The organism is Streptomyces tauricus (assembly GCF_014650955.1).
GTDB lineage: Bacteria > Actinomycetota > Actinomycetes > Streptomycetales > Streptomycetaceae > Streptomyces > Streptomyces tauricus.
In genome coordinates, this window is sequence record NZ_BMVY01000007.1 from 245003 (window position 1) to 271235 (window position 26233).

7 protein-coding genes are annotated in these 26233 nt (G+C 72.6%); 3 read left to right on the forward strand and 4 right to left on the reverse strand.

The window, feature by feature from the left end; all coding sequences use genetic code 11:
* Positions 1-56: 56 nt before the first annotated feature.
* The gene (locus IE278_RS14650) at positions 57-1400 is read right to left on the reverse strand and encodes a lysine N(6)-hydroxylase/L-ornithine N(5)-oxygenase family protein (RefSeq protein ID WP_189772370.1); all 1344 of its coding nucleotides are present in this window, start codon (positions 1398-1400) and stop codon (positions 57-59) included.
* Between the two features lie 86 nt (positions 1401-1486).
* On the opposite strand from IE278_RS14650, the gene IE278_RS14655 reads away from it, so the two are divergent.
* Positions 1487-2434, forward strand: a complete 948-nt coding sequence (locus tag IE278_RS14655; RefSeq protein ID WP_189772371.1) for a methionyl-tRNA formyltransferase — start codon at positions 1487-1489, stop codon at positions 2432-2434.
* A gap of 116 nt (positions 2435-2550) precedes the next feature.
* Positions 2551-3393, forward strand: coding sequence for an acetylglutamate kinase (argB, locus tag IE278_RS14660; protein ID WP_265650809.1), 843 nt, complete (start codon positions 2551-2553; stop codon positions 3391-3393).
* Between the two features lie 210 nt (positions 3394-3603).
* On the opposite strand, the gene IE278_RS14665 is transcribed toward argB, so the two are convergent.
* The 3 genes from IE278_RS14665 to IE278_RS14675 are packed head-to-tail and all read right to left on the reverse strand — an operon-like array spanning position 3604 to position 6609.
* Positions 3604-4470 carry an ABC transporter ATP-binding protein gene (locus IE278_RS14665; protein ID WP_189772372.1) on the reverse strand — a complete coding sequence of 289 codons (867 nt, stop codon included), beginning with the start codon at positions 4468-4470 and terminating at the stop codon, positions 3604-3606.
* A 4-nt stretch (positions 4471-4474) separates the two neighbouring features.
* Complete coding sequence (locus IE278_RS14670) at positions 4475-5584, reverse strand: FecCD family ABC transporter permease (RefSeq protein ID WP_189772373.1); 1110 nt, start codon at positions 5582-5584, stop codon at positions 4475-4477.
* A gap of 2 nt (positions 5585-5586) precedes the next feature.
* On the reverse strand, positions 5587-6609 hold the full coding sequence (locus IE278_RS14675) for a FecCD family ABC transporter permease (protein WP_373311995.1): 1023 nt from the start codon (positions 6607-6609) through the stop codon (positions 5587-5589).
* Between the two features lie 188 nt (positions 6610-6797).
* Here IE278_RS14675 and IE278_RS14685 point away from each other — a divergent pair, with 188 nt between their 5' ends.
* A complete protein-coding gene (locus IE278_RS14685) occupies positions 6798-26201 on the forward strand; it encodes a non-ribosomal peptide synthetase (RefSeq protein ID WP_246570317.1) in 19404 nt (6467 codons plus the stop codon).
* Positions 26202-26233 lie beyond the last annotated feature (32 nt).

Sequence of the window (26233 nt, forward strand, 5' to 3'; positions counted from 1 at the left end):
TACTGGTCCGTCCGCGCGGGTGTGGCGTGGTGTCACACCCGCACGGGGCGGGCCCCTCAGCCCGCAGAAACCGCCAAGTCGCTCGCGCGGTGGGCGATCAGGGACTCCAGGATCTCGCCGGACCGTACCGCCGTGGTGGACAGCAGGGTCGAGGTGAGGCCGTGCGTGTGCTCGGTCGCGCCCTGCAGATAGATGCCCGCCGTGACGTCGGGGGTCAGCTCGACACGGTGGTCGCGCCCGACGCGTACGGCGTCCTTGTCGTCCCGCAGGCAGAGTTTCGCGGTTCTGCCCAGCAGGGTGTCGAGGTCTCTGGGGCGGTAGCCGGTGGCATGGACCAGCAGGTCCGCCGAGATCACCTCCCGTTCCCCGGTGGGGAGATACTCGACGGTGACCTCCAGGTGGTCGTCGAAGCCGCGGACGTCCCGGATGCGGGACACGTTGCGCAGTTGCAGCCGCTCACGGCCCTGGACCTTCTCGCGGTACATCGTCGCGTACAGCGACTCGATGAGATCCATGTCGACCACCGAGTAGTTGGTGCTGCGGTGGTAGTCGACCAGGGACTGTTTGACCTCCGGCGTGGACCGGAAGTAGACGTCCACGGCCTCCGGGTCGAAGATCCGGTTGGCGAAGGGACTGTCGTCGGCGGGTGTGTACCCGTACTTCGCGAAGATCGCGCAGATCTCCGCCTCGGGGAAGGACCGGTGCAGGTAGTCGAGCGCCTCGGCGCCGCTCTGGCCCGCGCCGAGCACCAGGACACGGCCCACCGCGTCGCCGCCACCGGAGGCGTTCAGCTCGCGGACGCGCGGCACCAGTTCACTGTTGTGCCAGATGCGGTCCGACAGGGCGGTCTCCGGGGGCAGATGGGGCTCCAGGCCGACGGCCACCGAGATGTTCCGGGCCCGCCGGGTGACGGTCCGGCCCGGTTCGCCGGGTACGCGGCTGACGACGTCCAACCAGCGGACCTCGCCGTCGGGGCCCGTCACCGGATCGACGGACACGACCTCGTCCGAGTAGTCGACGAGGTGCGCCACCCGGGCGGCGGCCCACTCGAAGTACTCGTGGAACTCGATCCGCAGGGGGAACAGCGTCTTGGCGTTGAGGAAGTCCACCATCCTGCCCCGCTCCCGCAGGAAACACAGGAAGCTGAAGTCGCTGGTCGGGTTGCGCATGGTGACCAGGTCCTTGAGAAAGGACACCTGCATCGTGGCGTCTTCGATGAGCATGCCCCGGTGCCAGCCGAACGACGGCTGACGCTCCAGGAATCCCGCGCGGATCCGGTTCTCCGGAGCGGCTTGGGCGTTGTGTTCCTCAACCGCAATGGCCAGTGCGAGATTTGACGGCCCAAACCCTATACCGAGCACGTCAAGGACGGCGTCCGGTTCGTCGTGCAGTGCGTTCACCGCAACTTTTCCTTCCCCTAGGCGCCACTGATGTTAAATAAGGTTAGCCTTACCTTGCAATGGTGTGTCCTAAGAGAGGATCGACTATGCGGGTCGTCATGTTCGGCTACCAGACCTGGGGGCATCGCACCCTCCAGGCTCTGTTGGACTCCGACCACGAGGTGGTCATGGCCGTGACCCACCCCAAGAGCGACCACGTGTACGAGAAGATCTGGGACGACTCGGTGGCCGACCTGGCCGAGAAGCACGGCGTACCGGTGCTGCTGCGCAACCGGCCCGACGACCCCGAGCTCATCGCCGCACTCAAGGACGCGGAACCGGACCTGATCGTCGCCAACAACTGGCGCACCGTGCTGCCCCAGGAGGTCTTCGACCTGCCGCCCCACGGCACGCTCAACATCCACGACTCGCTGCTCCCGGCCTACGCGGGCTTCTCCCCGCTGATCTGGGCCCTCATCAACGGCGAGCGGGAGGTCGGTGTCACCGCGCACCGGATGAACGAGGAACTCGACGCCGGTGACGTCCTGTTGCAGCGGGCCGTACCGGTCGGCGCGGCCGACACCGTCGCCGACCTGTTCCACCGCACGGTCGATCTGATCGGCCCGGTCGTGAACGAGTCGCTCGACCTGATCGCCTCGGGCCGCGCCCAGTGGATACCGCAGGACCGCAGCCGGGCCAGCTTCTTCCACAAGCGGTCCCTGGAGGACAGCCGTATCGACTGGACCTGGCCGGCGGAGGACATCGAGCGGCTGGTACGGGCCCAGTGCGACCCGTACCCGAACGCCTTCACCCACCACCGCGGGCAGCGCATCCGGATCGTCGAGTCCGCGGTGTCGGAGGGCCGTTACGGCGGCACTCCGGGGCGCGTCTTCATCCGCGAGGGTGACGGCGTGGTCATCGTTGCCGGAACGGAGGCGAGGAACGGGCGGCTGCGCGGGCTGGTCGTCAAGCGGGTCCGCACGGAGGACGGGGCGGAGCACGCGGCGACGGACTACTTCCGCACGATGGGCGGCTATCTCACGGGTCGCCCGTGAGCGGCACGGCGGTGAGCGGCGCGGTCGTGGCCGACACGGCTTCGGCGGACACGGCTTTGACGGGCGCGGTGGCCGACGGCACCGTACCCGTCGGCCTCGCCGAGCGGCTCGTGGCGCTGGAGCCCTTGCGCGGGCACACGGTCGTCGTCAAGTACGGCGGCCACGCGATGACCGACGACACGCTCCGGCGGGCCTTCGCGCAGGACGTCCTCACCCTGTACGGGGCCGGTGTCCGGCCGGTCGTCGTGCACGGCGGGGGCCCGCAGATCGCCGCCCACCTGGACCGGCTCGGGCTCAAGTCCGACTTCCTCGACGGGCTCCGGGTCACCACCCCCGAGACCATGGAGGTCGTACGGATGGTGCTGTCCGGCAAGGTCCAGAAGGACCTGGTCGGACTGCTGAACGAGCACGGGCCGCACGCGGTGGGTCTCAGCGGCGAGGACGGGCACACCCTCACCGCCGTCAAGCGGTACGCCCAAGTCGGCGGTGAGAGCGTCGACATCGGACTGGTCGGGGATGTGGCACGGGTCAACACCACTGTCGTACGGCTTCTGTTGGACGGTGGCCACATCCCGGTCGTCTCCTCCGTCGGACGGGGCGAGGACGGGCAGGTCTACAACGTCAATGCGGACACGGCCGCGGGGGCGTTGGCCGCCGCGCTCGGGACGCGGGTATTCGTTGTCCTCACCGATGTGCCGGGGCTGTACGCCGACTGGCCCCGCTCCGACCGGGTCGTCGACCGGATCGGGGCGGGGGAGTTGGAGCGGGTGCTGCCCGGGCTGAACGGGGGGATGGGGCCGAAGATGGAGGCCTGTCTGCGGGCCGTGCGGGGTGGGGTGGGCGTTGCCCGGGTTCTTGACGGGCGGGCGCCGCATGCGCTTCTTGACGGGCTGGTCGGTGGGGGCGGGGTCGGGGTCGGGACGAGTGTCCTGCCGGACGGGGGCTGCCGGGGGGTGTAGGTCGGTTGCGGTTCCCCGCGCCCCCTGGAGGCAAACGGATTGCGCAGTTCCCCGCGCCCCTAAAGGCGAAAGGATTGCGCCGTTCCCCGCGCCCCTAACGGCAAAAGAGAGCGCCGTTCCCCGCGCCCCCAAAGACCAAAAGATTGCGCCGTTCCCCGCGCCCCTTGCGGGGGTGGCGCCCTTCGGGGCGCCTCCCCCCAAGGGGTTTCCTCAGTCTGCTGCTGGGACTGCCGGTTCCAAGGGGGTGCTGTGGTGGCGGCCCATGGGGATGACCAAGGGAGTGTTGCTTACCGGGTCCAGGGTGATGCGGCAGGTCAGGTCGAAGACGTCTTCCACCGTTTCCGCGGTGATGACCTCCGCCGGGGTTCCCTCCGCGACGATCTTTCCGGACTTCATGGCGACGACGTGATCGGCGTAGCGGCACGCCTGGTTGAGGTCGTGGAGCACCATCACCACCGTGCGGTTCTCCCGGCGGTTGAGGTCGGTGACCAGGTCCAGGACGTCGATCTGATGTGCCAGGTCGAGGTACGTCGTCGGCTCGTCGAGGAGCAGGACCGGCGTGCCCTGGGCGACCGCCATGGCGATCCAGGCGCGCTGCCGCTGGCCGCCGGAGAGTTCGTCGACGGGCCGGTCGGCGAGGTCCGTCATGTTCGTGGCGGCCAGCGCCTGGTGCACGGCCTGCTCGTCCGCCTTCGACCACTGCCGCCACCAGGTCTGGTGCGGTGAGCGCCCCCGGTTGACCAGGTCGATGACGGTCAGCCCTTCTGGGGCGACGGGGCTCTGCGGCAGGATGCCGAGCCGCTGGGCCAGTTCCCTGCTCGGGATGGAGTGCAGTGCCCGGCCGTCGAGGTGTACGGCACCCTCCTTGGGGGCCAGCAGCCGGGCGAGCGCCCGCAACAGGGTTGACTTGCCGCACGCGTTGGCGCCGACGATGGCCGTGATCCGGCCGGGCGGCACGGCGAGGTCGAGACCGTCGACCACCAGCCGGTTGTCGTACGCCAGTCGCAGACCGCTCGCCCGCAGGTCGGGATCGGGATCGGGATCGGGGTCGGGGGTCGACAAGGGTTCAGCCGACATGGGATCAACCTCCTGAGCCCGCGCGGTTGGCGCGGACGAGCAGCCAGAGCAGGACCGGCGCGCCGAGCACACCGGTGACGATGCCGACCGGCAGTTCCGTGCCGGAGACGAGCGTACGGGCGATGAGGTCGCCGCCCAGGACCACAAGCGCCCCGGTCAGTCCCGAGGCGACGGTGGGCGGCCAGGCCGTGCCGGCCAGCCGCTGGGCGATCTGCGGGGCGGCGAGTGCCACGAAGGCCACCGGACCCGCGGACGCGGTGGCGAAGGCGATCAGGCCGACCCCGGTGAGCAGGATGGCGAGGCGTACGGGCTGGACGCGCGTACCGAGGCCGGTGGCCACGTCGTCGCCCAACTGGAGTGTGCGCAGCAGCCGGCCGAGGAGCAGGGCAGTCGGCAGCAACACCGCCAACGCGATGGCCAGCGGGCCCACTTGGTCCCAGGTGCGGCCGTTGAGGTTGCCGACCAGCCAGCCGAGCGCGGCCTGCGCCTGGAAGCGTCCGCCCTTGGCCACCAGGTAGTCGGTGGCGCTCGTGCAGATCCAGGCCACGCCGATGCCGACCAGGATGATGCGGTACCCGGTGGTGCCGCGCCGCCAGGCCAGCGCGTACACGGTCAGGGCGGTGACCAGGGCGCCGAGCAGGCCGAGGGCCTGCGTGCCGAGGCCGCCGTCCCAGCCCAGCACGATGCCCGCGACCACGGCGGTGCCCGCGCCCTGGGTGAGGCCGATCATGTCGGGGCTGGCCAGCGGGTTGCGGGTCATGGTCTGGAAGAGCGCGCCGGAGACCCCGAAGGCGATCCCGGCGAGGAGTCCGACCAGGGCGCGGGGCAGCCGCAGTTCCTCCACGACGAGGACGGTGCCGGGGTCACCGGAGCCGAACAGGGCCCGTACGACGTCGGTGAAGCCGATCGGGTAGTCGCCGGTCGTCAGACCCCAGCAGAACAGGACGAAGGTGCCCGCGGCGAGCACCGCGGACAGGGCGACCAGACGGGGGCGGAACACGCCGGAGACGGGCGGGAGCGCCAGCCGGTACGTGCGGTGGTGGGCGGCGCCGGCGGCCGAACGAGGCCCGCCAGGCCGGGACTTGAGAACGGTTTCCGTGTCTTGGTTCGGCACGCTCACACCTCCGCCAGATTGCGCCGACGGACCATGGCGATGAAGAACGGACCGCCGATGAAGGCGACCAGGACACCCGCCTGGATCTCGGTGGGCCGTGCCACGAGGCGTCCGAGGATGTCCGCGGCGAGCAGCAGGATGGGAGCGAGGACCGCCGACAGGGGCAGCAGCCAGCGCTGGTCGGGGCCGATGCCCGCCGACTGGGCGAGCACGCGGGCCACATGGGGGACCACCAGGCCGATGAAGACCACCGGGCCGATGACCGCGACCGCGGCCCCCGTCAGCAGGGTGATCGCCGCGACGCCCGCCAGCCGGACCAGGCCGAGGCGCCGGCCGAGCGAGGCCGCCACGTCGTCGCCGAGGGCCAGGCTGTTGAGGGCCGGGGCGCAGGCCAGTGCCAGGACCGCGCCGATGACGAGGAAGGGCAGGACCCGCCAGACCATGCCGTTGTCCGCCTCCGCGAGCGAACCGGCCGACCAGAAGCGGTACTTGTTGAGCGCGTCCACGTCGGTGAGCACGATGGCCTGCGTGAACGACCACAGCATCGAGGTGACCGCGATGCCCGCGAGCGCCAGTTTCACCGGGGTCATCCCGGACCGCCCGAGGCCGCCCAGCAGATAGACGGCCACCGTGGCGATCAGCGCCCCGCCGAACGCGAACCACACATATCCGTACAGCGAGTTGATGCCGAGCACGCCGACGGCGAGCACGATGGCGAAGGCGGCGCCCGCGCTGACCCCCAGTACTCCGGGGTCGGCGAGCGGGTTGCGGGTCAGGGCCTGCATCAGTGCCCCGGCCAGCCCGAGGGCCGCGCCCGCGGTGAGCCCGAGCGCGGTGCGCGGCACGCGTGCCGACCAGATGACGTTGTCCACGAACCGGCTCGGTGCCTCACCGAATACGGCCGAGATCACCTGGTCCGGCGGGATGTTGGCCGCGCCGAGTGCCAGTGACAGCAGACAGAGGACGGCCAGGACGGTACCCAGCAGTGTCACGAGAAGGACAGGGCGCACTCTCTTACCCGTCACCTTGCGGTCTCCAACGGCCAGCTCCCTTAGGTTAGGCAGGCCTTAATCGTAGTGCGGGGGACTGGGTCCGCCGAGACTGGGCCTTTTGGTTAGGTAATCCTTACCTTAGTATGACCTGCGGTCCTCCGGCTGAGCCGGTTCCGCACACTCTGGAGGCACGGTCAGCTGTGTCCGGTTTCGAATCACGTGTGTCCGGTGTCGACGAGGTCGATGTGACGGCGTACTGGCGTCGACGGCTCGACCCCCTCCCCCAGGAGGCGGTCCTCCCGGTCGACTTCCCGTATCCGCTCCACCCCGGCGGCGAGCCGCGCACGATCAGCCGCACGCTGGACGCGACGGCCGACGAGGTCACCCTCCTGTCCGCGTTCGTGGCGCTGCTGCACCGCTACGGCGGGGCGCACGACCTCACCGTCGGGTACCGGGGACTGCCGGTCCGGGTGACCCTCGACGGCGGAACCGGGTTCGCCGAACTGGTCCGGCGCGTCCGTGAGGCGTGCGAGGAGGCCGAGGCCCACCGTATCGAACCGGCCGCGCTGGTCGGCTGGTTGCGGCCGCAGCCGACCCGGGGCGGCGGGCTGCTGTTCAACACGGCCTTCGGGTCGCCGATGTCCGAGGACCCCTCCGACGGGCCCTCCGGCGACCCCTCTGGCGGCCCCTCCGGTGGCCTTGCCGGTGGCGCCTCGGGCGGCTCGCTGGACCTCTCGCTCGAAGTCCGCGCCGGTGAGGTCCGGGTGACGTACCGGCAGGACCTCTTCCGGGACGGGACCGCGCTGCGCGCCGCAAGCCACTACGCCACCCTGCTGGCCGACGCGGTCGCCCGGCCGTACACCCCGGTCGGCGAACTGGACCTGCTGGACGCCGAGGAACGGCACCGCGTCCTGGAGGAGTGGAACGACACCGACCACGATGTCCCCCTGCGGACCTGGCCGGAGATGTTCGCCGACCAGGTGCGTGAGCGGCCCGACGAGATCGCGCTGGTCTTCGAGGACACCCGGCTCACCTACGCGGAACTCGACGACCGGGCCGACCGGCTGGCCCACGCCCTCGTCGCGCGCGGCGCCGGACCCGAACGCGTGGTGGCCCTCGCGGTGCCCCGCTCGGCCGAGCTGGTCGTCGCCGAGGTCGCCGTACTGAAGTCCGGCGCCGCCTATCTGCCGGTGGACACCGACTACCCGGCCGACCGCATCTCGTACATGCTGGCCGACGCGCGACCCGCCTGCCTGCTGACCACCGCCGAGGTCGCGGCGGACATCCCGCCGTGCGAGGGCATGGAGGTTGTGGTCCTGGACGCGGCCGACACCGTAAGGGAGTTGACGGAGTATCAGCCCGGCGGGCCCGTGCGTCCCCTCTCGGTCGAGAACGCCGCCTACGTCATCTACACCTCCGGTTCCACCGGCCGGCCCAAGGGCGTGGTGCTCTCCCACGCGGGCGTCGCCAAGCTGGTCGCCACGCAGACCGAGCGGTTCGGGATCGGACCGCACAGCCGGGTCCTGCAGTTCGCGTCGCCGAGCTTCGACGTCGCGTTCTGGGATCTGTGCCTCGGGCTGCTCTCCGGTGGCCGACTCGTCGTCGTACCCGCCGAGTTGCGGGTGCCCGGCGCACCGCTCGCCGACTACGCGCACGCCAACGGCATCACCTTCATGATCCTCCCGCCGGCGCTGCTCGCCGCGATGCCGGAGGACGTCGAACTGCCGCCCGCCACGCTGCTCGCTGGCACCGAGCGTGTCTCGCCCGAGCTGGTCGGGCGGTACGCGCGCGGCCGGATGATGTTCAACGCGTACGGCCCGACCGAGGCGACCACCAACTCCACGCTCGGGCTGTGCGACCCCGACACCCCCGCCGGCACGATCGTGCCGATCGGCGTCCCCGACCCCGGTACCCGGGCCTATGTGCTCGACGCCCGGCTCCGGCCCGTACCGGCCGGTGTCCCGGGAGAGCTCTACCTCGGCGGCGCCGGACTCGCCCGCGGCTACCTCGGGCGGCCCGACCTGACCGCCGAACGGTTCGTCGCCGACCCGTTCGGCGCGCCCGGCGAACGGCTGTACCGCACCGGTGACCTGGTGCGATGGAAGGACGACGGCCGGCTGGAGTTCCTGGGGCGTGCCGACGCGCAGGTGAAGATCCGCGGCTTCCGTATCGAACCCGGCGAGATCGAGTCCGTGCTGCGCGCCCACCCGGCCGTGGAGCAGGCCGCGGTCCTGGTCCGCGAGGACCGCCCGGGCGACCGCAGGCTCGCCGCCTACGTGGTTCCCTCGCTGGACGTGGACCGGGACTTCGGCGAGCAGGTCCAGGAGTGGAAGGACCTGCACGAACTGCTGTACGCGGCGGCGGGCTCCGAGGGCGGCCGGGACACGTCCGCGGGCTCTCGCGAAGCGTCCGAGGGCCGTCGTGGAGCGTCCGCGGGCTTCCGGGAGAACTTCGCCGGCTGGAACAGCATGTACGACGGACTGCCCATCCCCGTCGCGGAGATGCGGGAGTGGCGCGAGGCGACCGTCACGCGCATCCAGGAACTGGCGCCGCGCCGCGTGCTGGAGATCGGCGTCGGCAGCGGTCTGATCCTCTCCAGGATCGCGCCCGGCTGCGAGGCGTACTGGGGCACCGACCTCTCCGAGGAGGCGGTACGGGCGCTGCGCGCGCAGGTCGACGCGGTACCGGAACTGGCCGGCCGGGTGCAGCTGAGCGCCCGGCCCGCGCACGACACCGCCGGGCTGCCCCGGGCCTATTTCGACACGGTCGTCCTCAACTCCGTCGCCCAGTACTTCCCCGGCGCCGACTACCTCACCGACGTCATCGGCGCCGCTTCCGAGCTGCTGGCCCCGGGGGGACGGCTGTTCGTGGGTGACGTGCGCAACGCCCGGCTGCTACGCGTCCTGCGCGCGGCGGTGGAGACGCGCCGTGCGGCCGACCCGGGCGACAAGCAGGCGTTGCGGACCGCCGTGGAACGGTCGCTCGCCTGGGAGGGCGAACTCCTGCTGGACCCCGACTACTTCGCGACCCTCGACGGCTTCGACGCCGACATCCGGGTCAAGCGCGGCACCCACCACAACGAACTGACGCGATACCGCTACGACGTGGTCCTGACCAAGCACACGCCGCCCGGGGCCGGTGTTGCGGCGGCGACGGGCGCCCCGAGTACGGCGGGCGCCCCGATCGCGGGGGACGACCCGGCCGCAGCCGGTGCCCCGGCGGTCGGCGGCTCGGCCCCGGCCGGCGGCCTTGCGACCACTCCGACCACTCCGGCCGGCCGGAACGGCCTTGCCGCCTCAGCCGACGCGGCCCGGCTGAACGGCTTGGCGGACCCGACCGGCCCGACCGGCTCGGCGGAGGTGGCCCGCCCGACGGCCTCGGTCGACCCCGCCAACCCGAGCGGCCCGGTCGAAGGCGGCGAGGTCGCCTGGGCCGATCTGGTCAGGGACGGTGGTCCCGCGGGTGGCCCGCGGGGGATCGGTGCGCTCGGTGTCATGCTCGCCGGGTGTGCGACCCCCCTCCGCGTCACCGGTCTGCCCAATGTTCGGCTCGCCGAGGATCTGGCCGCGTTGTCCGCGCTCGACGACAGCAGCCGTGCCGTGTCTCCCGCTGATGCGCCGGACCCTGAGGTCCTTCACGAGCTCGCCGCCCGGCACGGGCTGACGGCCGTCGTCACCTGGAACGGGGTCGCTGACGACGGCAGTCTCGACGTCGTGTTCGGCCCCGGCGACGGCCTGGCCGACGCGTCGGGCAGGGTGTACCGGCCGTCCGGAACCGTGCCGCACGCCAACCGTCCGGCGCCCTTCCGTGACGTGAACTCCCTGATGAAGGCGCTGCGTTCGTACGCGTCCGAGCAGCTGCCGGAGTACATGGTCCCGTCCGCCGTCGTCCCCCTGGACCGCCTCCCGGTCACCCCCAGCGGCAAGCTCGACGGCGCCGCGCTCCCGGTGCCGGACTACGGGGCCCTCAGCTCCGGCCGCCCGCCGCGCGACGCCCGCGAGGAAGTGCTGTGCGCGGCCTACGCCGAAGTGCTCGGCCTGCGTTCGACGACCATCGACGACGACTTCTTCGCCCTCGGCGGCGACAGCATCACGGCCATCCAACTGCTCATCCACGCCCGCCGGGCCGGGCTACGGCTCAGCTCCCGCGATGTCTTCCGGCACCGGAGGGTCGCGGCCCTCGCCGAGGCGGCGAGCGTCCGCGCCGATGCGGACGCGGACACCGGCACCGCCACGGCGGCTCCCGGCGGGCAGCCTCCGCTCGTCGTGCTCACCGACGCCGAACTCGCCGAGCTGCAGGGCGAGTACCCGGTCACCGTGCAGGAGCTGCTGCCGCTCAGCCCCCTCCAGGAGGGCTTCTACTTCCACGCCCTCGTCGACGGCGCCGACCACGACGCCTACGTGGTCCAGCAGGCCCTCGAACTGTCCGGCCCGGTCGACGCGGAGGCGCTGCGCCGGGCCGCCCAGCGTGTCCTCGACCGGCACGCCCCGCTGCGGGCCTGCTTCCGCCCGCTCGCCGACGGGCGCCCCGTGCAGATGATCGCCGAGGGGCTGGAACTGCCCTGGCGCGAGGTGGACCTGTCGGCGGAACCGGATGCCGCCGACGCGGTCGCCATCGAGGAGCGCTCCCGCCGCTTCGACCTCGCCCGCCCGCCCCTGCTGCGCTGCGCGTTCATCCGGTTCGGTGAGGACCGCGCCCGTCTGCTGCTGACGTTCCATCACAGCGTCGCGGACGGCTGGTCGTTGCCTGTCCTGCACCGCGAGCTGCTGGCCTCCTACGGCGAGAGCCCGGCCCCGCTGCCCGAGGTCGCCCCGTACCGGACGTATCTGCGCACGCTCGCCGCCGCAGACCGCGGCGCCGCGCGCGAGACCTGGCGGGACGCGCTCGCCGGGATCGAGGAGCCCACCCGGCTCGTCGAGACGCCCGCCGACGGCACGCCGATCACGCCCGCACAGGTCCGTGTCGAACTGTCCGAGCAGGTCACCGCCCGGCTGTCGGCCCGCGCCCGCGAACTGGGCGTGACACTGGGAACGGTCGTCCAGAGCGCCTGGGGCCTGCTGATCGGACGGCTGACCGCCCGGCAGGACGTGGTGTTCGGCACCACGGTCTCCGGCCGGGACGCCGAGGTCGAGGGCATCGAGTCCATGGTCGGGCTGTTCATCAACACCCTTCCCACCCGCTTCCGTTGGGAGCCCTCCGACACCCTCGCGGGCCTTCTCGGGCGGCTCCAGGACGAGCAGGCCGCTCTTCTCGACCACCAGCACCTCGGCCTCGCCGAGATCCAGCGGGTCGCGGGGCTCGCGGGCACCGGCGAGCTGTTCGACACCCTCGTCGTCTTCGAGAACTACCCGGCCGCCACCGGCCTCGCCGACCCCTCCGGCCGAGTCCGGCTCACGGGCCACGAGTTCCACGACGCCGTCCACTACCCGCTCGCCCTGATCGTGAAGCCGGGCCGCCGTCTCGACCTGCGGCTCAAGCACCACGCCCAGCGGCTCGACGCCGACGCCGTCCGCCGTATCGCCGACCGCCTCACCCGGATCCTGCACGCCCTGGCCGCCGACCCCGGGCAGCCGGCCGCCGCCGTGGAACTGCTCTCCGCGGCGGAGCTGTCCGACGCTCACCCGGCCGGCGAACGCCGGGAGGTGCCCGCCACCACCCTCGCCGCCGCCTTCGCGGCCCAGATCGCCCGCACCCCGCGTGCCACGGCGGTCGTGTACGAGGACGAGACCCTCACGTACGCGCAACTCGACGCCGAGGCTGCAGGGTTGGCCCGCAGAATCGTCACGACCGGCGCCGGGCCCGGCACCGTCGTCGCGGTGGCCGTCCCGCGCTCCGCCCACCTCATGGTCGCCCTGCTCGGCGTGCTCAAGGCCGGGGCCGCCTACCTCCCCGTCGACGTGGACTACCCCGCCGACCGGGTGGCCCACATGCTCACCGACTCCGGAGCGACGACGGTCGTCACCACCTCCGGCACCGCCCACCGGCTGCCCGAGGTCCCGGGCCTCACCCACCTGCTGGTGGACGCCCCGGCCGACGAGCAGCCGGAAGCCGCCACCCCAGCCGCCCAGGCCGGTCCCGACGACCCCGCCTACCTCATCTACACCTCCGGCTCCACCGGCCTCCCCAAGGGTGTCGTCGTCACCCATCGCGCCATCGTCAACCGGCTGGCCTGGATGCAGGGCGAGTACGGACTGACCGCCGACGACCGGGTGCTGCAGAAGACCCCGGCGAGCTTCGACGTCAGTGTCTGGGAATTCTTCTGGGCGCTGTGCGAGGGCGCCACGGTCGTGCTCGCCCGCCCGGACGGCCACCGCGACCCCGCCTACCTCGCCGGGCTGATCCGCGAACAGGGCGTCACCACCCTGCACTTCGTGCCGTCGATGCTCGAAGCGTTCCTGCAGTCACCGGACATCACCGACGACCCCACGTGGGCCGCCTCCCTGCGGCGCGTCTTCAGCAGCGGCGAGGCACTGCCCACCGCCGCGTCGGCCCGCTGGCGCGACCTCACGGGGGTGCCGCTGCACAACCTGTACGGCCCCACCGAGGCCGCCGTCGACGTCACGTACCACCCGTACGACGGGACGCCGGGCACGACCGTGCCCATCGGCAGGCCGGTGTGGAACACCGGTCTGCGCGTCCTGGACTCCTGCCTGCGCCCGGTCCCCGAAGGGGTGCCCGGCGAGCTGTACCTGACCGGCGTCCAGCTGGCCCGCGGCTACCACGCCCGGCCCGGTCTGACCGCCGAGCGGTTCGTCGCCGACCCCTACGGCGGGCCCGGCGAGCGCATGTACCGCACCGGCGACCTCGTACGCCGTCGCGCCGACGGAGTCGTGGAGTACCTGGGCCGCACCGACCGCCAGGTCAAGATCCGCGGCAACCGCGTCGAACTCGGCGAGATCGAGGCCGCGCTGGCCCGCCAGGCGTCCGTCGCCCAGGCCGCCGTCACCGTCACCTCCACCGGCAGCGGCGGCAGCGCGCTCGTCGCCTACGTGGTCCCCGCCCGCGACGCACACCCCGAGCCCGCCGACCTCCAGGCCGCACTCGCCGACGTTCTGCCCGAGCCCATGGTGCCCGGCGCCTATGTCGTCCTGGACGCCCTCCCGCTCACCCCCAGCGGCAAGCTCGACCGCGCCGCACTGCCCGCCCCGCAGACGGTACGGGCCGAGGTGCGCGCGCCCCGGGACGAGCGGGAGGCAGCGCTCACCGGGATCTTCGCGGCGGTGCTGAAGCTCGACGAGGTCGGTATCGACGACGACTTCTTCATGCTCGGCGGCGACAGCATCACCTCGATCGGTGTCTCCAGCCGCGCCCGCCGGGCCGGCCTGGACCTGAACCCCCGTGACGTCTTCGAGCACCGCACCCCGGCGGCCCTCGCGGCGGCGGCCACCCCGGTCGCCGAGACGAGCTCCCCGCGCTCCGACTTCGCCCTCACCGCCGAGGAGACCGAGCGCGTCCACCGCCTCAGCCCCGGCCCGGTGGACGACATCTGGCCCCTCGCCCCGCTCCAGGAAGGTCTGTTCTTCCACTCCACGTACGACGCCGGCACCCTGGACGTCTACACCGTCCACGAGTCGTTCGACATCGCCGTCCCGCTCGACACGGACCGCCTGCGCACCGCCGTACGGGCCCTGCTGGACCGCACCCCCAGCCTGCGCGCCGGGTTCACCAGTGAAGGACTGCGCCAGCCGGTGCAGTTCATCGTCCGCGACCCCGAGATCCCCCTCGAAGAGATCGATCTCTCCGGCCTGCCCGCCGCCGAACAGGACGCCCGGCTCCGGGAGTTGACGGACGCCGAACGATCCCGCCGCTTCGACCTGACCCGCCCCCTGCTCTTCCGCATCCTCGTCATCCGCCTCGGCGAGGAGCGCGGCGACCGCTTGGTCATCGGCCGCCATCTGCTCCTGTGGGACGGCTGGTCGGCGTGGCTCTTCCTCGACCAGCTCTTCGCCCTGTACGCGTCCGGCGGCGACCCGAGCGGTCTGGCCGCCCCCGGCTCGTACCGCGACTACCTGACCTGGCTGGAGGTCCAGGACACGGCCGTCGCCACCGCCGCCTGGCGCACCGCCCTGGCCGGACTCGACGAACCGACCCTGCTCGCCGCCGCCGACCAGGGCCTCGAACCGGACATCCCCGAAAGCCTCGACGCGTTCGTCCCGGACGAGGTGGGGACACGGCTGCGCGACCTCGGCCGCCGGCACGGACTGACCCTCAACACCGTCCTCAACGCCGCCTGGGGGCTGACCCTGGCGAGCGCGACCGGCCGCGGTGACGTCGTCTTCGGCACCACCGTCGCGGGCCGGCCGAGCGAGGTGCCGGAGATCGAGAACGTCATCGGCATGTTCCTCAACACCGTCCCCGCCCGGATCGCCTACGACCCGGCCGAACCCGTACTCACCCTGCTGCGCCGCGTCCAGGACGAACGCCTCGCCGTCATGCCGTACGAGTACCTGGGCCTCGGTGTGCTGCAGGCCGAGACCGGACACCGGCGACTGTTCGACACCCTCTTCGTGCTGCGCAACAGCGACACCGAGGAACGCCTCGCCGAACTGAGCGACCGCCACGGGGCCACCGCCGTCGCCAACGTCGACGCCACGCACTACCCGGTCAACCTCGTCGTCACCCCCGGCCGCTCCATCCAGGTCACCCTGACCCACCGGGCCGACGTCATCGCACGCCCGCAGGCCCAGGAACTCCTCGACCGGTTCACCCTGCTCCTGGACCGGCTCACCCACGACCTCGAAGCCCCCGTCGGCCGACTCGACGCACAACTCCCCGCCGAGCAGGCCCAACTGGAGCGCGTACGGGCCGAGGGACGGGTGCCCGACCCCGAGGACACCATCGCCGACCTGCTGGCCGCGCAGGCCCTGGCCACGCCCGACACCACCGCGCTCGTCTTCGGCGACCAGACCCTCACCTACGCCGAACTCGACGCCCGCATCAACCGCATGGCGCGGCTGCTGCTCGCCCGGGGCGCCGCGCCCGAGCGGGTCGTCGCGCTCGGACTGCCCCGCTCCCTCGACATGGTCGTCGCGCTGTTCGCCGTGCTGCGCACGGGCGCCGCGTACCTGCCCCTGGAGCTGGACTACCCGGACGACCGCCTCGTGGCGATGCTCCAGGACGCCCGGCCCGCCCTGCTCCTGTCCAACGCGGCCGTCTCAGCGCGACTGGCGGCGGCCGACACCCCCCGCGCCCTCCTCGACGACCCGGAGGTGGCCGCCGAACTCGCCGCCCTGCCGGCCGACTTGGAGCGCCGGGTCTTCAGCCTGGAGCATCCCGCGTACGTCATCTACACCTCCGGATCCACCGGCCGGCCCAAGGGTGTCGTCACGCCCTACCGCGGCCTCACCAACATGCAGCTCAACCACCAGCGGGAGATCTTCGAACCGGCCATCGCCTCGGCGGGCGGGCGCGGCCTGCGCATCGCGCACACCGTGTCGTTCGCCTTCGACATGTCGTGGGAAGAGCTGCTGTGGCTCGTCGAGGGCCACGAGGTGCACATCTGCGACGAGGAGCTGCGGCGCGACGCCGAGGCCCTGGTCGCGTACTGCGAGACCCACCGCGTCGACGTCATCAACGTGACACCCACCTACGCGGCCCTGCTCATCGAACAGGGCCTGCTGGAGGGCCACCGGCCGCCGCTCGTGCTGCTCGGCGGCGAGGCCGTCTCCGAGACCGTGTGGAACCGGCTCCGCGACACCGAGGGCACGTACGGCTACAACCTCTACGGGCCGACCGAGTACACCATCAACACCCTCGGCGGCGGCACCCTCGACAGCCCCACCCCGACCGTCGGCCGTCCGATCCGCGGAACCCGCGCCCACATCCTGGACGCCTGGCTGCGGCCCGTGCCCGAGGGCGTGCCCGGTGAGCTGTACATCGCGGGCATCGGTCTGGCCCGCGGCTATCTGGAGCGGCCCGGCCTGACGGCCGAGCGGTTCGTCGCGGACCCCTTCGGCGAACCCGGTGAGCGCATGTACCGCACCGGCGACCTCGTACGCCGCAACCCCGACGGCAACCTCGACTTCCTCGGCCGCACCGACGACCAGGTCAAGATCCGCGGCTACCGTGTGGAGCTGGGCGAGATCGAGACCGCGCTCTCCCGGCACCCCCAGGTCGCGCACGCCGCCGTCGTCGTCCGCGATGAACGGCTCGTCGGTTATGTCGTCCCGGCCCCGCTCACCGGCGACGACCGCGACGGCGCCGAACGCGAACAGGTCGGCGAGTGGCAGGAGATCTACTCCGACGAGTACGAGGAGATCAGCACCGCCGTCTTCACCGAGGACTACGCCGGCTGGGACTCCTCGTACGACGGGCAGCCCATCCCCTTCGAGGAGATGCGGGAGTGGCGCGAGGCCACCGTCGCCCGGATCCGCTCGCTGAGGCCGCGCCGCATCCTGGAGATCGGCGTCGGCTCCGGTCTGCTGCTCTCCAAGCTCGCACCGGAGGCCGAGGCCTACTGGGCGACCGACTTCGCCGCCCCCGTCATCCGCAAGATCGGCGAAGAGCTGCGCAGGGACCCGGAGTTGGCCGCGCGGGTCACCCTGCGCGCCCAGCCCGCCGACGACCTGACCGGCCTGCCCGACGACGGCTACTTCGACACGATCGTCATCAACTCCGTCATCCAGTACTTCCCGAGCATCGACTACCTGACCTCGGTGATCGACGGAGCGATGCGTCTCCTGGCCCCGGGCGGCGCCCTGTTCGTCGGCGACGTCCGCAACCTGCGCCTCGCCCGCACCTTCCAGACGGAGATCCAGCAGGCCAGGGGCGTCACGGGGGAGGGCCTTGAGCGGGCCGTCGAACGCGGGCTGCGCCTGGAGAAGGAACTCCTCGTCGACCCCGACTACTTCACCACCCTCGGCCACCGCGTCGACCTGCGCACCAAGCGCGCCCGCCACCACAACGAACTGACCCGGCACCGCTACGACGCCGTCCTGTACGCCGGTGACCCCGACCTCACCCTGGAACGCGTACCGTCGGTCGGCTTCACCGACGACCTCGACCTGCCCGACCTCGTCCGCGCGGTCACCCCGCTGCGGTTCACCGGCGTTCCCGACGCCCGCCTGGGCGCCGCCGGGGGAGTGGACCCCGAGACGCTGCACGACCTCGGCGCCCGGCTGGGCTGCCGGGTCCTGACGACCTGGTCCCGCGAACCCGGCACGTACGACGCGGTGTTCATCGCCGACACCGGCATCGGCAGTGATGGCGGTGACGGTCCCGGGCGGACCGCCGGGCTGTACCTCCCCGGTGGCGGTGAGGCCCCGTACGCCAACGAGCCCACCGCGGCGCGCGGCGCGAACAGCCTCGTGCGGCGGCTGCGCGACGACCTCAAGCAGCAGTTGCCCGAGTACATGGTCCCGGCCGCGTTCGTGACCCTCGACCGGCTGCCCATGAACGACAACGGCAAGCTGGACATACGTGCCCTGCCCGACGCCGAACCCGCCGTCGCCCTCGGCAGCGGCCGTGGCCCGCGCACCCCGCAGGAAGAGGTGCTGTGCCGCCTCTTCGCCGAGGTGCTGGGCCTGCCCGAAGTCGGCGCGGAGGACGACTTCTTCGACCTCGGAGGCCACTCGCTGCTCGCCACCCGGCTGATCAGCCGGGCCCGCACCGAACTGGGCGCCGAACTGGCGATCCGCGACCTCTTCGAGGCGCCGACACCCGAACTGCTCGCCACCCGGGCCGACACCGGACGCCCCGCCCGCCCGGCCGTCGCCCCCGCCGTACGCCCCGACCGCATCCCGCTCTCACCGGCCCAGCGGCGGCTGTGGCTGGTCGAACGGATCACCGGCAGCGGTGTCGCGTACAACTTCCCGCTGGTCTTCCGGCTGCGCGGAGCGCTCGATGTCGACGCGCTGAGGACCGCGTTGAGCGATGTGGCGGGGCGGCACGAGACGCTGCGCACGATGTTCCACGAGCACGACGGAGAGCCCTACCAGGTCATCGTCCCGGCCTCCGAGGCCGCGCCCGGGTTCACCGTGACGGACTGCGCGGAGCAGGCACTGGACGGGCTGATCGAGTCGGCGCAGCGCCGCCCCTTCGACCTGGCACGCGAACTCCCTCTGCGCTGCGAGGTGTTCAGGGTCGGTCCGGCCGACCACGTGGTGGCCGTCGTGCTGCACCACGTCACCACCGACGAATGGTCCGACCGGCCGTTCCTGGCCGACCTGAACACCGCGTACGCGGCCCGGGTCGCGGGCGAAGCACCCGGCTGGACGCCACTGCCGGTGCAGTACGCCGACTACACGCTGTGGCAGGAACACCTGCTCGCCCAGGTCGGCGACGAACAGACCGACCACTGGACGCGGACCCTGAGCGGGCTCCCGGAGGAGCTGACGCTGCCCCTGGACCGGCCGCGGCCCGCCGAGCCCACCGGACTCGGCGGCAAGGTCCGCCACGAGGTGCCCGCCGAGGTCGGCCGGACCCTGCGCGAGCTGTCCGGCGAGACCGGCACCAGCATGTTCATGCTCCTCCAGGCGGCCACGGCGACCCTGCTGCACCGGCTCGGCGCGGGCGACGACATCCCGCTCGGCGCGCCTATCGCGGGCCGCACGGACAGCGGCCTGGACGAGCTGGTCGGCTTCTTCGTCAACACCCTGGTCCTGCGGACCGACCTGTCGGGCGACAACCTGACGTTCCGTCAACTCATCGGACGTGTGCGTGAGTCGGCGCTCGCCGCCTTCGAGCACCAGGACCTGCCCTTCGACCGGGTCGTGGAGGCCGTCAACCCGCCGCGCGTGGCGGGCCGCAACCCGCTGTTCCAGGTGATGCTGGGCTACCACTACCGCCCCGACGGCGACCCCGACCTGCTGGGCCTGGCCACCCAGTGGTTCGACATGGACACCGGCCAGGCCAAGTTCGACCTGCACTTCACCTTCGTCGACGAGTCGGACCGGCTGGTCCTGCTGCTCGACTACGCGGCCGACCTGTGCGACGAGACGACGGCGCGGCACCTCGCCGGACGCCTTGTCCGGCTGCTGGAACAGGTCGCCGGCACACCGGACCTGCCGGTGCGCGAGGTGGAGGTGCTGACGCCGGCCGAGCGGGCGCTCGTCCTCACGGACTGGAACGCCACAGCCCACGAGACGGCCCCCACCACCCTCCCCGAGCTGTTCCGTGCCCAGGCGGCCCGCACACCGGACGCGCTCGCGCTGGTCTTCGGCGAACAGCGGCTGACGTACGCCGAGTTGGACGCGCGAGTCGAGCACACCGCACGCGTGCTGGCCGGTCTGGGCGTGGGTCCCGAGCGCACGGTGGCCGTCGCGCTGCCGCGCTCGGCGGACCTGGTCGTCGCCCTGCTCGCCGTGCATCGCGCGGGCGGCGCCTATCTGCCCCTGGACGCCGACTACCCGCAGGAACGCCTCGCGTACATGGTGGCGGACGCCCGCCCGGTGTGCGTGATCCGCGACCGCCTGCCCGAGGGGACGGAGGGCGCCCTTCCCGCCGCGTACGACCCGTCGAGTCCCGCCTACGTCATCTACACCTCCGGTTCCACGGGGCGGCCGAAGGGCGTGGTCGTACCGCAGTCGGGCATCGTGAACCGCCTGCTGTGGATGCAGGACGCGTACGGGCTGACGGGTGCGGACCGGGTGCTGCAGAAGACCCCGTCCAGCTTCGACGTGTCCGTGTGGGAGTTCTTCTGGCCGCTGATCACCGGGGCGGCCCTGGTGGTCGCCAGGCCGGACGGCCACAAGGACCCCCGTTATCTGGCCGAACTGATCCAGGGGCAGGGTGTCACGGTCGCGCACTTCGTGCCGTCGATGCTGCAACTGTTCCTGGAGGAACCGTCGGCCGCCGGGTGCACGGGCCTGCGGTACGTGATGTGCAGCGGCGAGGCCCTGCCCGTCCCGCTCGCCCACCGCTTCCACCGCACGCTCGGCGAGGTCGAGCTGCACAACCTGTACGGGCCGACCGAGGCCTCCGTCGACGTCACCGCGGTCCAGGTGCGCCCCGGCGCCACCTCGGTGCCCATCGGGCGGCCGGTGTGGAACACCCGCGTGTACGTCCTGGACGCCGCGCTGCGCCCGGTGCCGCCGGGCGTGGCGGGGGAGCTGTACCTCGCGGGCGCCCAGCTGGCCCGCGGCTATCTCGACCGCGCCGCCCTGACCGCCGGGCGGTTCGTCGCCGATCCGTACGGCGGACCCGGCGAGCGCATGTACCGCACGGGCGACCTGGCCCGCTGGACGTCCGACGGCACGGTCGAATACCTGGGCCGCACCGACGACCAGGTCAAGATCCGCGGCTTCCGTGTCGAACTCGGCGAGATCGAGGCGGTCCTCGGACGGCACGACACGGTCGCCCAGGCCGTCGTCGTCCCGCACGGCCAGCGACTCGTCGCGTACGTGGTCCCGGGCCCGGCAGGTGTCACGGATGCTGCAGCTCTGCGCCGCCACGCCGCCGCCGAGCTGCCCGAGCACATGGTCCCCGCGGCCTTCATGGCCCTCGACACCCTGCCGCTGACCCCCAACGGCAAGCTCGACCGCAGGGCGCTGCCCGCACCCGACTTCGCCGCCGGCACCACCGACACCCTCCCGCGCACCCCACGCGAGGAGATCCTCTGCGGGCTGTTCGCCGACGTCCTGGGGCTGGAGCGGGTCGGTGTCCACGACGACTTCTTCGTCCTCGGCGGCCACTCCCTCGTGGCCATGCGGCTCGCCGCCCGCGTCCGCGCGGTGCTCGGCGCCGAAGCCTCCCTGCGTACGGTCTTCGAGGCCCGGACGCCCGCCCGTCTCGCCGAGGCACTCCGCGACGGGGCGGCCGACGGCGCTCGCGCCGACCTGCCCGTCCTCGCCCCGGCGGACCGGCCCGAGCGGCTGCCGCTCTCCTTCGCCCAGCAGCGGCTGTGGGTCCTGTACCGGGTGGAGGGGCCCAGTCCCACGTACAACATCCCGCTGGTCTGGCGGCTCACCGGCGCACTCGACGCCGACGCGCTGCGGCGCGCGGTCGACGACCTGGTGGCCCGCCACGAGCCGCTGCGCACCGTCTTCCCCGAGGAGGACGGGCGGGCGTACCAGCTCATCCTGGAGCCGGAAAGGGCCGGGGTCGCCGTACGGACCGACTCCGTGACCGGCGAGGAGGAGCTGGCGGAACGGCTGGCCGAAGCCACCGGGTACGGCTTCGAGCTGGACCGGGAGGCGCCCCTGCGCGTGCACGTCTTCCGCACCGCGGAGGACGAACACGTCCTGCTGCTCCTGCTCCACCACATCGCGGGCGACGAGTGGTCGGACCGGCCGCTCACCCGCGACCTGGCCGCCGCCTACGAGGCGCGAGCGGCGGGCCGGGCGCCCGCGTGGGCACCGCTGCCCGTCCAGTACGCCGACTACAGCCTGTGGCAGCGTGCGGTACTCGGCGACGAGAAGGACCCGGGGAGCCTGGCGGCCCGTCAACTCGGCTTCTGGAAGCAGGCGTTGGAAGGTCTCCCGGAGGAGCTGGCGCTGCCCGTCGACCGGCCGCGCCCGCTGGAGGCCAGCTACCGCGGCGGCGTGGTCGACATGGCCCTGGAGCCGGAGCTGGCGGCGGGACTGCGCGAGCTGGCCCGGTCCGGCAACGTCAGTATGTTCATGATCGTCCAGGCGGCCGTGGCGGCTCTGCTGACCAGGCTGGGCGCCGGTACGGACATCCCGCTGGGCAGCCCGATCGCCGGGCGCACCGAGGAGACGCTGGAGGACCTGGTCGGCTTCTTCCTCAACACCCTGGTGCTGCGCACCGACACCTCCGGCGACCCGGCGTTCCGCGAACTGCTCGCCCGCGTCCGGGAGGCCGACCTGGCCGCCTTCGACCACCAGGACGTGCCGTTCGAACGGGTCGTGGACGTGCTCAGCCCCGCCCGCTCACTGTCCCGGCACCCGCTGTTCCAGGTCATGGTCGTGTACCTGGCCGCGGGCGGTGCGGGGGACTTCCTCGCCGGGCTGGACGCCCGACGGGAGGAAGCCGGCGCGACCGGCGCCAAGTTCGACCTCTCCTTCGACTTCGTGGAACGCGACGGCGGTCCTGACGCGGAGGGCGGTGGCGGCGTCGACGGCGTACTGGAGTACAGCACCGACCTCTTCGACCGCCGGACGGCCGAGGCGATCGCCGGACGGCTCGTGCGGCTGCTGCGGGCCGTGGTCGCCGCCCCCGACACCCCGATCAGCCGGATAGACATCCTCGGCGACGCCGAGCGCCGACGCATCCTCACCGAGTGGAACGACCGGCCGCCGCTCGCCGGACCGACCACCGTGCCGGCCCTCTTCGAACGGCAGGCCGCGCTCTCCCCGGACGCCCCCGCCGTCGCCTCCGACGGCATCAAGCTGACGTTCGCCCAGCTCAACGCCAAGGCGAACCGGCTCGCCCGGCTGCTCGTCGCCCACGGCGCGGGACCGGAACGGCTCGTGGCGCTCGCCCTGCCCCGCACCGCCCGCACGCTCCTCGCGATCCTCGCCGTGCACAAGGCGGGCGCCGCCTACCTGCCGCTCGACCCGGACGCCCCGACCGCCCACCTGCACGACACGCTCGCCGACGCCCGCCCGGTCCTGACGCTCACCACCCGGCAGATCGCACCCCTGCTCCCTGCGGACGGCCCACCGGTCCTGGAACTGGACGCCGAGGCGACCACCGAACTGCTCGCCGCCGAGCCCGCGACCGACCTGACCGACAGGGACCGCATCGCGCCCCTGACCCCGCGCCACCCCGCCTACGTCATCTACACCTCCGGCTCCACCGGCCGCCCCAAGGGTGTCGTCATCACCCACGAGACGGTCGGCAACCTCTTCCACAGCCACCGCGAGACGCTGTACGAGCCCGCGAAGGCGATCACCGGTCGGCGGCAACTGCGTGCCGGACACGCCTGGGCGTTCTCCTTCGACGCCTCCTGGCAGCCGCAGCTGTGGCTCCTGGACGGACACTGCGTCCACGTCGTCTCCGACGAGACGCGCCGCGACCCGGACCTCCTCGCCGCGGCCGTCGTCGAGCACGGCTTCGACTTCCTGGAGGTCACCCCGTCGTTCTTGGCGCAGATGGCGGAGACCGGCCTCGTACGCGAGGACGGCAGCAGCCCCCTCGCGGTCGTCGGCGTCGGCGGCGAAGCCGTGCCGGGCGCCCTCTGGGAACGGCTCGGACGGCTGAACGGCACCGAGGCGTTCAACCTGTACGGGCCCACCGAGTCCACCGTCGACGCGCTCGTGGCCCGGGTGCGCGACAGCGACCGCCCGCTCGTCGGCCGCCCGGTCGCTGGCACCAGCGCCTACGTCCTGGACGACCGGCTGCAACCGGTCCCGCCCGGGGTGACGGGCGAGCTGTACCTGGCCGGCGGCGGCCTCGCCCGCGGCTACCTGGGCCGCCCCGCGCTGACGGCCGAGCGCTTCGTCGCCAACCCGTTCGCGGACGCGCCCGGCTCCCGCCTCTACCGGACCGGCGACCTCGCCCGCTGGACGTCCGACGGGTACCTGGACTACCTGGGCCGCGCCGACGACCAGGTCAAGATCCGCGGCTTCCGTATCGAACCGGGCGAGATCGAGTCCGTACTCACCGCCCACCAGGACGTCGCGCAGGGCGTGGTGACGGTCCGTCAGGAGGGCACGCGGAAACTGCTCGTGGCGTACGTGGTCCCGGTCGCCGGGGTGTTGCCCGACCCCGGTCGGCTGCGGGCCCACGTCGGCGGACAGCTGCCCGACCACATGGTCCCGGCCGCCGTGGTCCTCCTGGACCGGCTGCCGAAGCTCGCCAACGGCAAGCTGGACCGGGCCGCGCTGCCCGCCCCGGACTTCTCCGCGCTCTCCACGGGGCGCGCGCCCGGCACCGAGCTGGAGAAGACGCTGTGCACGGTGTTCGCCGATGTGCTCGGCCTGGCCGAGGTCGGCGTCGACGACGACTTCTTCACCCTGGGCGGCGACAGCATCATGGCGATGCAGCTCGTCAGCAGGGCCCGCGCGGCGGACGTACGGATCACTCCGCGCCTGGTGCTCAGGCACCGCACGGTCGCCGGGCTCGCGGAGGTGGCGACCACCACCGGAGCCGCCGATACCCGCCCCGCCGACGAGGGAACCGGCATCGTGCCGCTCACCCCGGTCATGCACTGGCTCCGCGAACTGGGCGGCCCCTTCCAGGGCTACCACCAGTCGGCCCTGGTCCGCACCCCGGCCACCCTGGACCACCAGAAGCTGACGACGGTCCTACAAGCCCTGGCCGACCGCCACGCCATGCTACGAGGCACGCTGATCCGCAACGCGCCCGTTGAGGGGCGCGGGGAACTGCGCGGCCAGCACGCACTCACCAGCACCCGACAAGCAACCGCGGCCCCGGAGGGCACCGAGGCCGCGGCCACCCACGCGCAGGGGCTGCCGCAGGCGCCCGTTGAGGGGCGCGGGGAACTGCGCGCTCAGCACGCACTCACCCGCACCCAACAATCGACCACCAGCCCGGAGGGCAACCGCGGCGACTGGAGCATCGCGGTGCCACCCGCGGGAGCCGTGGACCCCGGAACCTGGATCCACCGCGTCGACGTCACCGGGCTCGACCCCGACGCACTGCGGACGGCCGTAGCGGACGGCGCCCACGCCGCCCGCGCGACACTCGACCCCGAGGCCGGCGTCATGGTGAGGGCGGTCTGGTTCGACGCGGGCGACGAGCCCGGCAGGCTGCTCCTCATGGCCCACCACCTCGTCACCGACGGCGTGTCCTGGCGCGTCCTGCTCCCGGACATGGAGACCGCCTGGCGGGCAGTCGAGGCGGGACGCCCCGCCGAACTGCCGCCCGTCGACACGTCCTTCCGCACCTGGGCCCGCACACTCGAAGAACTGGCCCAGGACCCGGCCAGGGAAGACGAACTGCCGTTCTGGACAGGCGTGCTGGCAGGCGCCGCCCCTCTGCCGCTGAAGAGCCCCCTGGACCCGGCCCGCGACACGGTCGGCACCGTACGCCGGCTGGAGCTGCGGCTGCCCGCCGAGCACACGGGCCCGCTGCTGTCCGCGGTACCGTCCGCCTTCACCGCGAACGTCAACGACGTCCTGCTCACCGGCCTCGGACTCGCCGTGGCCGACTGGCGGCGACGACACGACGGCGGTGGCGCCGGGGGACCGGTCCTGGTCGACCTGGAGAGCCACGGCCGCGCCGAGGAGGTGGCGCAGGACGTCGACCTGTCCCGTACGGTCGGCTGGTTCACCAGCGTCTTCCCGGTCCTGCTCGACCCCGGCCCCGTCGACCTGGACGCGGCCCTGGACGGCGGCCCGGCCGTCGAGGACGCGCTCGACCGGACCCGCGAGCACCTCGCCTCGCTGCCCGCGAACGGCGTCGGCTACGGCATGCTCCGCCACCTCAACCCCCGTACGGCACCGGTGCTCGCCGGCTTCGAGGCGCCGCCGATCGAGTTCAACTACCTCGGCCGTTTCGGCATCCCGGAGGCGACGGACTGGTCCTACGCCCCCGAGGAGGACGTCTCGGACATCGGCCCCGAACCCGGTATGCGGGAAGGGCACGCCCTCGGCATCAACGTGGTGACCGAGGACCGCGCCGACGGCCCCGTCCTGGCCGCCCACTGGTCCTGGCCGGAGGCGGTCCTGGACGAGGAGGCGGTCCGCGACCTGGCCGAGACCTGGTTCCGGGCGCTCAGGGCGCTGGTCGCCCGCGCGGCGGGCCGTACGACCGGTGACTGAACCGACCCCTGTCTCCCACCCGAACCCCCTTT